The organism is Nocardia sp. NPDC003693, from assembly GCF_053981095.1.
Genome location: NZ_JBSFNO010000049.1, coordinates 1 through 11,849 on the forward strand (window position 1 = coordinate 1; position 11,849 = coordinate 11,849).

Annotated in this window: 14 protein-coding genes; 8 read left to right on the forward strand and 6 right to left on the reverse strand. The window is 69.0% G+C overall.

Going from position 1 to position 11,849, the window contains the following annotated elements:
• Positions 1 to 948: 948 nt before the first annotated feature.
• The 4 genes from ACWDOP_RS34470 (at position 949) to ACWDOP_RS34485 (ending at position 3,728) form a co-directional block, all read left to right on the forward strand.
• Entirely contained in the window at positions 949 to 1,314 is a 366-nt protein-coding gene (locus tag ACWDOP_RS34470; protein ID WP_456348414.1) for a hypothetical protein, read from the forward strand.
• Positions 1,315 to 1,485: 171 nt separating this feature from the next.
• On the forward strand, positions 1,486 to 2,670 hold the full coding sequence (locus ACWDOP_RS34475) for an FAD-dependent monooxygenase (protein WP_456348415.1): 1,185 nt from the start codon (positions 1,486 to 1,488) through the stop codon (positions 2,668 to 2,670).
• Positions 2,667 to 3,104 (forward strand): VOC family protein, encoded by a 438-nt coding sequence (locus ACWDOP_RS34480; RefSeq protein ID WP_456348416.1) that lies wholly within the window; start codon positions 2,667 to 2,669, stop codon positions 3,102 to 3,104. The genes ACWDOP_RS34475 and ACWDOP_RS34480 overlap by 4 nt, the downstream gene beginning before the upstream one ends.
• Before the next feature lie 141 nt (positions 3,105 to 3,245).
• Positions 3,246 to 3,728, forward strand: a complete 483-nt coding sequence (locus ACWDOP_RS34485; RefSeq protein ID WP_456348417.1) for a DinB family protein — start codon at positions 3,246 to 3,248, stop codon at positions 3,726 to 3,728.
• A gap of 306 nt (positions 3,729 to 4,034) precedes the next feature.
• Here ACWDOP_RS34485 and proC read toward each other — a convergent pair whose 3' ends face one another.
• The 3 genes from proC to ACWDOP_RS34500 all read right to left on the reverse strand — a co-directional run bounded on the left by proC (position 4,035) and on the right by ACWDOP_RS34500 (position 6,002).
• Positions 4,035 to 4,844: a pyrroline-5-carboxylate reductase gene (gene proC / locus ACWDOP_RS34490; RefSeq protein ID WP_456348418.1), complete on the reverse strand. Its 810-nt coding sequence runs from the start codon at positions 4,842 to 4,844 to the stop codon at positions 4,035 to 4,037.
• 44 nt (positions 4,845 to 4,888) lie between these two features.
• Entirely contained in the window at positions 4,889 to 5,323 is a 435-nt protein-coding gene (locus tag ACWDOP_RS34495) for a QcrA and Rieske domain-containing protein (protein WP_454201302.1), read from the reverse strand.
• A gap of 97 nt (positions 5,324 to 5,420) precedes the next feature.
• Positions 5,421 to 6,002, reverse strand: a complete 582-nt coding sequence (locus ACWDOP_RS34500) for a sigma-70 family RNA polymerase sigma factor (RefSeq protein WP_456348419.1) — start codon at positions 6,000 to 6,002, stop codon at positions 5,421 to 5,423.
• 299 nt (positions 6,003 to 6,301) lie between these two features.
• On the opposite strand from ACWDOP_RS34500, the gene ACWDOP_RS34505 reads away from it, so the two are divergent.
• The 3 genes from ACWDOP_RS34505 (at position 6,302) to ACWDOP_RS34515 (ending at position 8,275) form a co-directional block, all read left to right on the forward strand.
• Positions 6,302 to 6,676 (forward strand): hypothetical protein, encoded by a 375-nt coding sequence (locus tag ACWDOP_RS34505; RefSeq protein WP_456348420.1) that lies wholly within the window; start codon positions 6,302 to 6,304, stop codon positions 6,674 to 6,676.
• Positions 6,677 to 6,696: 20 nt separating this feature from the next.
• On the forward strand, positions 6,697 to 7,443 hold the full coding sequence (locus tag ACWDOP_RS34510) for an SDR family oxidoreductase (RefSeq protein WP_456348421.1): 747 nt from the start codon (positions 6,697 to 6,699) through the stop codon (positions 7,441 to 7,443).
• Positions 7,444 to 7,522: 79 nt separating this feature from the next.
• The gene (locus tag ACWDOP_RS34515; RefSeq protein ID WP_456348422.1) at positions 7,523 to 8,275 is read left to right on the forward strand and encodes an alpha/beta fold hydrolase; all 753 of its coding nucleotides are present in this window, start codon (positions 7,523 to 7,525) and stop codon (positions 8,273 to 8,275) included.
• Positions 8,276 to 8,278: 3 nt separating this feature from the next.
• Here ACWDOP_RS34515 and ACWDOP_RS34520 read toward each other — a convergent pair whose 3' ends face one another.
• The 3 genes from ACWDOP_RS34520 to ACWDOP_RS34530 all read right to left on the reverse strand — a co-directional run bounded on the left by ACWDOP_RS34520 (position 8,279) and on the right by ACWDOP_RS34530 (position 11,098).
• Positions 8,279 to 9,274, reverse strand: coding sequence for a DUF5996 family protein (locus tag ACWDOP_RS34520; RefSeq protein WP_456348423.1), 996 nt, complete (start codon positions 9,272 to 9,274; stop codon positions 8,279 to 8,281).
• A gap of 85 nt (positions 9,275 to 9,359) precedes the next feature.
• The gene (locus ACWDOP_RS34525) at positions 9,360 to 9,974 is read right to left on the reverse strand and encodes an FMN reductase (protein ID WP_456348424.1); all 615 of its coding nucleotides are present in this window, start codon (positions 9,972 to 9,974) and stop codon (positions 9,360 to 9,362) included.
• Positions 9,971 to 11,098, reverse strand: a complete 1,128-nt coding sequence (locus ACWDOP_RS34530; RefSeq protein ID WP_456348425.1) for an LLM class flavin-dependent oxidoreductase — start codon at positions 11,096 to 11,098, stop codon at positions 9,971 to 9,973. The genes ACWDOP_RS34525 and ACWDOP_RS34530 overlap by 4 nt, the downstream gene beginning before the upstream one ends.
• A gap of 239 nt (positions 11,099 to 11,337) precedes the next feature.
• On the opposite strand from ACWDOP_RS34530, the gene ACWDOP_RS34535 reads away from it, so the two are divergent.
• Complete coding sequence (locus ACWDOP_RS34535) at positions 11,338 to 11,715, forward strand: hypothetical protein (RefSeq protein WP_454201310.1); 378 nt, start codon at positions 11,338 to 11,340, stop codon at positions 11,713 to 11,715.
• The last annotated feature ends 134 nt before the right edge of the window (positions 11,716 to 11,849 follow it).

Here is an 11,849-nt window from a genome sequence, read left to right on the forward strand (position 1 = left end):
AGCACGGTTCCGGCCCGATACGCCCACCCCCGGCCGCCGCGTGCCTTCCCGTTCCGAGTTGTCGTTCTCCACACCCACACCCACCCCGCATCTTCCAGCGGGGTTCGGGAGAGCAGGCAAAACAGATGCGGCAGTGCTGGTTACCTCGCCTGCCGTACCCAACCTATGGCTCCCCAGCCGAGAGCCCATTCACCCTCCCCGCCGGGCTGGCCGGCCGTGGGAACCTTTTCGAGACCTACAGACAAAGACTCGTCATCAGCACAACAGGTGATGGCTCTGGCGGTGATTGCCGCGCCCGGTCCAGAGTTCGAAACTCGGCCACGCATCCAGGGGCTTCGATCCCGTGTATCGGCCCGGGAGGGCCGGAGCCGCCGCCGAGGCACCCAACCTGCCCCGGCTGGTACTCCGTTATCCAGGCGTCCTCTCCCAACCAGGCACCCAACCGCAGTCGAGTCTCCCGGCGAGCCCCCGCTGGTACTCCGTTGTCCTGTCTTCTTTCCTGCGGCAGGGCACCCAACCGCCATCGAGTCTCCCGACGTGCCCCCGCCGGGACTCCGTTCTCCAGGCTTCTCTCCCCCGGCAGGGCACCCAAACCGCCACCGAGGCACCCACGTCTTCCCGCTGGTACTTCGTTGTACAGGCATCTCTCCCCCGGCAAGGCACCCAACCGCCACCGAGTCTCCCGACGTGCCCCCGCCGGAACTCCGTTATCCGGGCTTCTTTCCTGCGGTGGCGCACCCAACTGCCATCGCGGCACTCGACGTGCCCCGCCGGGACTTCGTCACCCAGGCCCCCCGATCCAGCCGGCCATCAAGAAGCAACCCCCGCCTCACCCCCCTCAGAAGTACCAATCCGGACAACCTGCGGCGCAGGCGTTTCGGCACATCGAGGTGGGGCAAATCTCAGTTCAGAACCCCCTGTCGATGGGGACAGGCCGAAAGGCGCGACATGCGAAACGAATTCGACGCACGCTCTCGGGCGCGAGCCGAAATCCAGTCGTTCATCTCCGAACTCGCCGCCGCGGGCATTCGGCCGACCATGCATTCGCGGCCGGCGGGTCCGGGCCTGCGGCCGTCCATCAGCGTGATCGGCTGGGATATCGGCGGCTGCCGCGGCCAATGGCGCGGTTGCGGGCCGGGCTGCGAGCTCGTGGTCACCACCACCGCGAATCTCGTCCTGATGTGCGAACAACCCGAACGCTCCCGCCTGCGGCGCGTTCGCCCGCGCTATGTGGATCTGGCGGATTACCGGGATCTGGCGCGGGTACTGGCACGCGGCCGGGCACTGCTGCTCCCCCGCCCGCAGGCCGCCTGACGATCGAGGCGGCGGCACATGCCGCCGCATCACCCGGTGACTCGTTCGCGCAGATCTCCCCCACACCGATTACTTTCGGATTCGGCACTCGTCGTCATCTCTGTGCGCGCCGACAGCGGCGTGCGGAGCGGCCGATTCGGCGATGACCCGAATCGCGAATGGAGGCGCGGTATGAGCGGTACCAGGGTTTTGGTGGCGGGAGCGAGCATCGCAGGGCCCGCGGTGGCGCACTGGCTGCGCCGCTGGGGCGCGGAGGTGACCGTGGTGGAACGGGCGCCCGAACTCCGGCCCGGCGGGCAGGCCGTGGACGCGCGCGGAGTGACCAAGGATGTCATCGCGCGCATGGGCCTCGACGCGGCCGTGCGGGCGGCTCGCACCGAGACCGCCGGCGCGCACACGGTGGACGCGGACGGCGCGGTGCTCGAGACCTTCAGCGCTGAGGACGATGGCGGCGACGGCTATATCTCCGAGATCGAGATCCTGCGCGGGGATCTGTCGCGGGTGCTGTACGACGACACTCGCGATGGCGTCGAGTACATCTTCGGGGATCGGATCGCCGCACTCACTCAGGATTCCGACGGCGTCGATGTCGTCTTCGAGAGTGGCGATCGGCGGCGCTTCGATCTGGTCATCGGCGCCGATGGGCTGCATTCGGCCTTGCGCGCCATGGTCTTCGGCCCGCGTGAGAAGTACCTGCACCACCTCGGGCTGGCCCTGGCCTTCTACACCGTGCCCAATGAGTTCGGGCTGGAGCGCTGGCTGCTGGACTTCCACGATGGCGGCCGCACGGCCGGGCTGCGGCCGGTGCCGGATGCGACGCGGGCCATGGCCATGTTCTCTTTTCCCGCAGGCGAATTCGATGTCGATCATCGCGATATCGCGGCGCAGAAGCAGCTGCTGCGCGAGCACACCGCCGATATGGGCTGGCTGACCCCGCGCATTCTCGCGCACGCCGATACCGCCCCCGATTTCTATCTCGATCAGGTCGCCCAGGTGGTGATGGACAGCTGGTCCAGCGGCCGGGTGGTGCTGCTCGGGGACGCGGCCTACAGCGCGTCGCCGATGTCGGGGCAGGGCACCGGGCTGGCCCTGATCGGCGCGTACCTGCTCGCCGGGGAATTGGCCGCCAACAACTGGGATCCGGCTGTCGCGTTCGCCGCGTACGAACGGCACATGCGCGACTTCGTCGAGGCCAATCAGGAGATCGGGCGGCTGCACGTGCAGAGCATTCTCCAACCACCCGCGCCGGACCAGGAGCCGGCTTTCGACATGGAGTTGATCGATCGCGCGATCAACGGCGTCGAATTGCCCGATTACGCGAGCATCATCGGAATCGATACGAGGAGCGCGTCATGACCGTTCGCCGACTGGATCACGCCGGATACGTGGTCGACGATCTCGCCGCCGCCGTCGCCTTCTTCCTCGAACTCGGCCTGGAGCTCGAGGGCGAGGCCAGCGTGGGCGGCCCCTGGGCCGACGAATTACTCGGCCTGGATGGGGTCAGCGCGGACATCGCCGTGGTGCGCACCCCGGATGGCCAAGCGCGCGTGGAACTCTCGACCTTCCGCTCCCCCGCGAATCGTCCCGCCGCGCCGCCGGCCCCGGTGAACACCCCGGGCATTCCGCGCCTGACCTTCGCCGTGGACGATGTGGACGATCTGCTGGCGCGCCTGCGCCCGCACGGGGCGGAACTCGTCGGCAAGGTGGCACAGTACGAGGACCTGTACCGCTATGCGTACGTGTACGGCCCGGCCGGAGTGATCATCGGCCTGGTCGAGGAACTGCGCTGACGCGCTGCGGTGTGGCCCCGCGCTGACGGCGACCGCGCGACTACGTTGGAGTTCGCGAGTGGATTGTTCCCGGCCGCACGGCGGGGACGATCGCACGCATCCGACCCCGGCGACTCGGCGCCGCAGCGTGATTGGAGACCGATGGGCGCGTTCGATGTGCCGCTGGCGGATGACCGCACTCAGTTCGAGGCATTCATCGAGGACTATCGCGCCTCGATCGAACAGACTCTCGACGGCCTCACGGAGGAGCAGGCTCGCCGCCGTCTGGTCCCGTCCGCGACAACGCTTCTCGGCCTCCTCAAACACGTGACCTGGATGCAGCGCGTGTGGTTCGAGGAATGCGTCGGCGGCCGGACGCGCCGGGATCTCGGCCTGGTCCAGTCCCCCGATGATTCCTTCCGCCTGACCCCCGAGGACACGATCGCCTCGGTCACCGCCGCCCACCGCGCCGCCTGCACCACCGCCCGCACCCTGGCCTCCCCCCTCCCCCTCGACACCGTGGTGACCGGCCACCGCTCCGGCCCCCGCACCCTGCACTGGGTCTACCTCCAGGTCCTGCGCGAGCTGGCCCACCACTCCGGTCACGCCGACATCCTCCGCGAACAACTGCTCGCCGCCGCGTAAGTCGGGAGGCGGCCCCGGTGCGCGAGCGCGGCTCCCGGGATGCCTTGTCGGACAACGCTGTTACGTTGACGCCAGGATCGCCACGCACCTCGGGGACACACACATGTACGACGCACGGCTCGCCGAGTTCTCCCGCGAGCGGCTGGACGGCCGATACCCGACGATCTGCGGGTGCTGCTGATCGCGCGGGACTACGACGCCCTCGACCACTCCGGGCTCGGGGTGGACCCGGAAGAGTTCCCGGACGACCTGGTCGACGCCGAACGCGAGAAGCTCGGCATTCTCTGACCGGAAAGCTCGGCGGCGCTAGGACGTCCGCGCGCCCTGCTCCGCCGCGCAGCTCTCCGCCGCGCGAACCGCCTCGTGCAGCGCCGTGCGCAACCCACAGCGCTCCAGCTCCCGCACGGCGGCGGCGGTCGCGCCCGCCGGGGCGGTAGTGGCGGCGCGTAAATCCGCGGCGGTGCGGCCCGAATCCCGAAGCAGCACAGCGGTTCCCCGCATCGTCTGGGTGACGGACTCCAGGGCCAGGGGGCGTGGCAGGCCCAGCTGTACCGCGGCGTCGACCATCGCCTCCGCGATCACGTAGAAGTAGGCCGGGCCGGAGCCCGAGACGGCGGTCACCGCGTCCATCCGGCACTCGTCGATGATCACCACCTCGCCGACGGATCGCAGCATGCGGGACGCGAGTTCGAGCTGCCCGGCGGTGACACGGCGGCCCGGCGCCATCGCGGTGATGGCCCGCCGCACCATCATCGGGGTGTTCGGCATGGCCCGCACGACCGGCACGCCGGCCGGCAGCCGGGCCTCCAACTGCGCGATCGGCACGCCCGCCACCAGGGACACCACCACTCGCGCACCAGGCTCGGCCGCGCCGACGCCGGCGAGTACCTCGTTCACGTCGTGCGGCTTCACCGCGAGCACGATCAGATCCGATGCCCGGACGGCCGCCGCGGTGTCGACCGTGGCGCGCACCCCCAGCCGTTGCCCGGCGGCGTCCGCGCGCCCCTGTTCGCGACCAACGATCATCAGATCGTCACGGGCCCAACCGGATTCGAGTAGCCCCGAGATGAGCGCCGCCCCGATCCGGCCCCCGCCGATCACCGCGATCTTCGCCATGGACCTCACGGTAGCCGGTGCGACGCCGACCTCCGGGAGGCGCGTCAGCCGCTGACGATCCGGTCGCCGTCCACGCGGATCGCGCGGGTGTCCAGGGGCCGGGGCGCCGGACCACTCGCCACCGTGCCGTCGAGGTTGAAGCTGCTGTTGTGGCAGGCGCAGCGAATGGTCGCCGCGTTGATCTCGGTGACCTTGCAGCCCAGATGCGTGCACGTGGAGGAGAAACCCTGGAACGAGCCCGCGGTGGGCTGGGTGATCACCGTATCGCCGGCGATCAGGGCGCCGCCGACCGGAACATCGGCGGTGCGAGCCAATTCGGTGGGGGTCCGGCCCTTATCGGTGCCGGCGGTATCGGAGGACGATGAGCCGCCGGAGGAGGAGCAGGCGGCCACGGTCAATGCCGTCGCGGCGGCGCCGGTGGCGGCCAGGGCGGTGCGGCGGTCGAAGCGAATTCCGGACGCGGGAGCGTGTTCGGTCATGAGGAGTACTCCTGGTTCTGGGCGGACCGGGCTGGGTCGCCACACTTGTTCGACGGGGCAGCCGGGCCCGAGGTTCACCAGGTGGGGGAACCGCGGATCAGGCGCTGAGCGGAAGCTTGCGCAGCGAGCGCAGGGCGTAGTGCACGCGCGTCTTCACGGTGCCGACCGGCACGCCGAAATCGGCGGCGACATCCTGGTAGGCCCGGTCGCGCAGGATCACCTGCACCACCGCGTCGCGCTGGGCGTCGGGCAGCTGGGCCAGCAGTTCGGCGACGAGCATGCCGTCGGCGAGACCGTCGGCGAAGTCGGGCCCGGCGCTGCGGCCCTCGACGGCGTCGCCGAGTTCGTCCCAGTGCGTGTCACCGGGCCGGGCCGCGCGCACCCGGGCGATGTCGGTCAGGATATTGCGCTCGATGGTGAGCAGCCAGGTGCGCACGCTGCCCCGGTCGGGGTTGTAGCTCGCGCACGCTTTCCAGGCACGCAGCAGCGTTTCCTGAACCGCGTGCTCGGCCAGGCCGGTATCACCCAGTCGACGCATGGCACGCCAGTGCAGCAGCGCCTTGTCGGCGGTCAGAATGGCCGAGAGGCCGGAATCGGTGCACAGGCCCGCGCAGCGGGGGGCACAGGTGGCAGAGGTGCTGGTAGGAGCGCTGTCCGCGAGGGGTCGGAGTCTTCTCATGCCCTGAATATCGTTGCCAAGGCCACAAAGAGCATCGGTGATTCCTACCCAATTCCGACACGATCCGAACCACCGGAATGGATATGCCGAACACGCCACTAGGTGAAACGTTTTTGCTTCAAAAAGCTATTGCGCCATAGCGCGCAACGAAAGCCGCGTTAACACAATGAATTACCCGAAATCGCACAAAACCGACCGTAATCTCTGATAAACCCCACCCGGGAGATTCGGGGATCGCCCAGGCCGCGCTCGCACCGTCGCGACGTGCGGTGCAGTGAGTTTTCGAGGGAGGAAACACCGTGCGCGCACGTGTGCTCATGACCGCGGGGGCCGTGGCTTCCGCGCTGACGATGACCCTGTCCGGAACGGCGGCCGCGCAGCCGGCCACCGAAATCCCGGACGGCCTGTACCTGGTGAACGTCGATATCCAGCCCGGCACCTACATCACCGAGGGCTCGCCGGATCCCGCCGTCGCCTGCTTCTGGAAACGGCTGTGGAAAGTGCAGACCGAGACCGATTACAACGATCCGAACTACTACATCATCGCCAGCGATTTCACCCGCGTGCGCAACCTGCGCATCGTGATCAAACCCAGCGACGTCGCCTTCCGCACCGACAACTGCGGGGTTTGGCGACTCGATCCCAACCCGCCGTCCACCGGGTCCTTCGGCTGACGACGGCTAGGGTGGCGGTCATGACCAGGCGCAAGATTCTCATCACCGGTGCGAGCTCCGGGCTCGGCGCGGGCATGGCCCGCGAATTCGCCCGTCGCGGGCGCGATCTGGCGCTGTGCGCGCGGCGCGTCGAGAATCTCGAGGAACTGCGCGCCGAACTCCTGGCCGCCCACCCCGGCATCACCGTGGCCGTGCGCCCCCTGGATGTCGACGATCACGCGGCGATTCCCAAGGTCTTCGCCGAACTGCGCGAGGAAATGGGCGGCCTGGACCGGGTCATCGTCAACGCGGGCATCGGCAAGGGCGCACGCGTGGGCACCGGCCGCGCCGACGCCAACCTCGCCACCGCCACCACCAATTTCGTGAGCGCCCTGGCCCAGGCCGAGGCCGCCCTGAGCGTGTTCCGCGAACAGAACGCCGGGCACCTGGTGCTCATCTCCTCGGTGAGCGCGGTGCGCGGGCTCCCGGGGAAGAAGGCGGCGTACTCGGCGAGCAAAGCCGGGCTCACCGCCCTCGGCGAGGGCCTGGCCATCGAACTGCGCGGCACGCCCCTGAAGGTGACCACGATCCAGCCGGGCTACATCGCCACCGACATGGCCGACAAGGCGGGCGACACCACCCTGCTCGCGCCCCTGGACAAGGGCGTGAACTCCATGGTCAAGGCCATCGAACGGGAATCGGTGCGCACCTCGGTGCCCGAATGGCCGTGGCGCGTACTGGCTTCGGCCATCCCGCTGCTGCCGCGCGCGATCATGGCTCGCATGTAGCTCCGAGCCGGCGCGCACGGACCGCCAAAACCGCGCCGCGCCCTTCCCGGTCCAGCGAACCGCCGCTAACATCGGCCCGATGGCGAAGTTCACGACCTGGGACGGCTTGCAGCTCAACTACCGCGTGTGGGAGGGCGAGGGCTCCACCGTCGTGTTGCAGCACGGCGTCGTGGCCGACACGAACGCGAACTGGATGAGCGTGGGCGTCGTCGCCGCGCTGCAGGCCGCCGGTCATCGCGTCGTCTCGCTGGACGCGCGCGGGCACGGGCGCTCGGAGAAGCCACACGATCCGGCCCGCTATTCGTGGCAGGCCATGGCCGACGACATGCGGGCGCTGTTCGACGAACTGGGCCTGGAAGAGGTTGCGCTGGTCGGCTATTCGATGGGCGGCATCATCTCGCTGCTGGTCGCGCAGGCCGATGACCGGGTGCGCAGGCTCGCCATCGGCGGCATCGGTTCCGGCGTCGTCGACTGCGGCGGCATCGACTGGCGGGCCATCGATCCGGACGAGATCGTGGCGGCGATGAGCGGGGACGGCTCCACCGCCCCGCCGCGCGCGGCCATGTTCCGCATTCTGGCCGACGCCCTGGGCGCGGACCGCGAAGCCATCACCGCGCTCGTGGGCGGGCTCAGCGAGGCCCCGATCAAGACGGTCGCCGACATCACCGTGCCCACCCTCGTGCTCGCGGGCGATGCCGATCCGCTCGCCGCCGAACCCGAACGCCTGGCCGCCGCCTTCCCGAACGCGATCCTGGCCGTGGTGCCGGGCGATCACCTGATGGCCACCGTCGATCCGGGATTCTCCGCGGCGCTGGTGGAGTTCCTGGCCTAGCCGCTACTCCGGCCAGCCGCGCCAGACCTCCTGCAGCACCGGGTCGGTGATCCCGCCCGGGCAGGCCAGGGCGGGCGCGTCCCAACCGGCGAGTTTAGAGCCCGCTGCGTACGCCGAGCGCAGGAATTCCAGTGCCGCCCCGGCCGGATCGCCGCTCGCCCGCGCCGCGTCGTAGGCGTAGTAGGCCGCGTGTGCCGAGCCCGAGGGGACCCAGCGGGCGGCGGCCGGGGACAGCGGGACATCGGTCAGCCCGGCGGGTTCGGGCGCGGTGTAGGAGTAGAAGGTGGGTTCGGGGACCTTGTCGTCGCCGAACCAGAACCCGGCGCTGATCTCCTCGCGCGAATACGCCTCGCGGGTCACCGGGTCCACGCTCTCCCCCATCGGCACCTTGTTCTCGGAGAACCGCTGCACCGCGAGATCGAAGGTGTGCCAGAACAATTGGACGGGACTGATCTTGCCCGAGTAGCCGGCGCTGAATTCCTCGAGCACCCGCCCGACCTGGCTCAGCACCCGGAACGCGCGCTGGGCGGCGACCGGGTCGTAGTGGTGATGCTCCTCGTCCTCGTCGAACGGCCGGCCGTGATCGGGCAGGTCGTAGGGCGTGGGGTGCACGATGGTCACGTCGATGCCGAGGTTGTCCAGCGCGCGCAGGGTCTCGGTGTAGAAGCTCGCCACCGACTGCTCGCCCAGTTCGACCTCTTCCTGAACGCCGCGATCGGTGGAGATCCGCAGCACGTGGTCGAAGAAGTCGAATTCGCAGGTGAAGACCGGGCCGTCGGTGGCGGTGCCCAGCGGCACGGTGGTCCAGCCCCGGGCGGTGAGCCGGAAGGTCATGTGCCACCAGTGGTTGCGGCGGATTCCCTTGGCCAGCGCCACCTTCCCGACGATCTGGCAGTACCGGTGCAGGGTTTCCTTGGTCGGCCGCCAGGCGTCCAGGGGCAGGGCGGGCAGCACCTCCCGGGCGGTACCCGTGCCATTTCCCGAGGAGGATTCAGCCATTGCCCTACCCACTTTCGTTCGAGACGTCGGTGTTCGGAGGAGGTGCCGTCGTACGGAACGGGTTACCGTTCGCAGTGCATACTAGTCAGCTATTTCGAAGCAATTGCTCGAACGGCACGGGATCGGCGTACGGGTCGGGCTTGGCTCCGCCGGGGCGGCGCGCCACCAGATCCGTGAATTCACCTGCCGCCCGCAGAATTCGATCGCCCAGTCCGGCGCCGGCCCCGGAATCGACTCCGCCCGTGCCCCAATCCTCGGACGCGGCGTAGACCGAGGTCGGCACGACCACCGCGCGCAGGTAGGCGAACAGCGGCCGCACCGCGTGTTCGAGCGCGAGCGAATGCCGGGCGGTACCACCGGTGGCCGCGATCAACGTGGGCTTCCCGACCAGCGAATCCGGTTCCAGCACATCGAAGAAGGTCTTGAACAGGCCACTGTAGGAGGCGGTGAAGATCGGGGTGACCGCGATCAGGCCGTCCGCGGCCACCACCTTGTCGATGGCGTCGCGCAGCGGGCCGGCGGCGAATCCGGTGAGCAGGTTGTCGGCCAGACCGTGCGCCAGATCGCGCAGTTCGATCACGTCGAACTCGACCGATTCGGGCGCGAGGCCCGCCGCGGTCGCGGCCATCAGGCGATCGGCCAGCAATCGGGTCGACGACGGCTGCGACAGCCCGGCGGTCACCACGGCGATGCGGGTCATGCGGTCACCTCACTGTTCTGCGATTCGACGGTGGACTCCGGCTGCGCGGCGGCGTCGCGCGCGGCGACGAGGGCCGCGTGGGTCGGACCCTCCGGCACATGGGCCGGACGCAGGGCCGCGAACTCCTTGCGCAGCACCGGAACCACCTCTTCGCCGAGCAGGTCGAGCTGCTCGAGCACGGTCTTCAGCGGCAGGCCCGCGTGATCCATGAGGAACAGCTGGCGCTGGTAGTCGCCGAAGCTCTCGCGGAAGGTCAGGGTCTTGTCGATGACCTGCTGCGGGCTGCCCACGGTGAGCGGGGTCTGCTCGGTGAAGTCCTCGAGCGAGGGCCCGTGCCCGTAGACCGGCGCGTTGTCGAAGTAGGGCCGGAATTCGTTCACCGCGTCCTGGGAGTTCTTGCGCATGAACACCTGTCCGCCCAGACCGACGACGGCCTGGTCGGCGGCGCCGTGCCCGTAGTGCTCGTAGCGGCGGCGGTACAGCTCGATGAGGCGCTTGAAGTGCTCCTTCGGCCAGAAGATGTTGTTCGCGAAGAACCCGTCGCCGTAGTAGGCGGCCTGCTCGGCGATCTCGGGGCTGCGAATCGAGCCGTGCCACACGAACGGCGCGACGTCGTCCAGCGGGCGCGGGGTGGAGGTGAAGCCCTGCAGCGGTGTACGGAACTTACCCTCCCAGTCGACGACGTCCTCGCGCCAGAGCCGGTGCAGCAGATGGTAGTTCTCGATGGCCAGCGCGATGCCGTCGCGAATGTCCTTGCCGAACCAGGGATAGACCGGGCCGGTGTTGCCGCGCCCGAGCATGAGATCCACCCGGCCGTCGGCCAGGTGCTGCAGCATCGCGAAGTCCTCGGCGATCTTCACCGGGTCGTTGGTGGTGATCAGCGTCGTGGACGTGGACAGGATGATGCGCTCGGTCTGCGCCGCGATGTAGCCGAGCATCGTGGTCGGCGAAGACGGGACGAAGGGCGGGTTGTGGTGCTCACCGGTGGCGAAGACGTCGAGACCGACCTCCTCGGACTTGCGCGCGATGGCGACCATGGCCTTGATGCGCTCGGCCTCGGTGGGGGTCCGGCCGGTGGTCGGATCCATGGTCACATCGCCGACAGTGAAGATTCCGAACTGCACGGGGGCCTCCTCGGGCTCGCTTCCACTTTTGGTGGATATGTCAACCAGCTGAACACGAGCTTATACCGCACTATTCCAGCGCTGTGACCCGAAGCACACTGATGGTGGTGGTAGTCACACGCAACCTACCTGCGGGAACTATGAAAGTCGCAGTAGTGCAAGATCTTTCAAAGTATCCTGAACATTCCCCGCGCAACGCCGGAGATTAACCGCAGAGCATGGACAGGGGGTAGATCCGCATGGCGGACAACACCGTCGGCACGGCGTACGCCGTTGTCGTGACCGCGGTCACCGACCCGCACCAGGTGGAGGGCCTGGAGTGGGAGCGGGCCGTGGAGTTATTGCCGAGCCTGGACTCCTCTGCCATGCAGAGCTGGGTTCGCGCGCAGGAAACCGAGGGGGCCGCGGCCACCGCGGGCGACGAGACGCGCCGCGGGGTGGTGATCCCCGGGCCGCAGCGCCGGGTCGAGCCCCGGCATCCCTATCGCGAGGTGTGCGTACCGCCCGCCGAGTACCAGCTCTTCAGCGCCGCCGTACGCATCCGGCCCTCGCAGGCGGCCGAAACCGCTCGAGCGGAGGATGATTCACGACCCCTGAGACTGTTCCCCCGACGATGACGTGACGGCGCGGGAGGGCGCGCCGGACACCACGAAGGCCCTGCCGGGTGCTCGACGACAGGGCCTCGCGGCGGCCACCGAGGGGTTGTGACCGGCTCGCCCTCGCACCCCGGGTTTGCGGGCGGGGTGCGAGG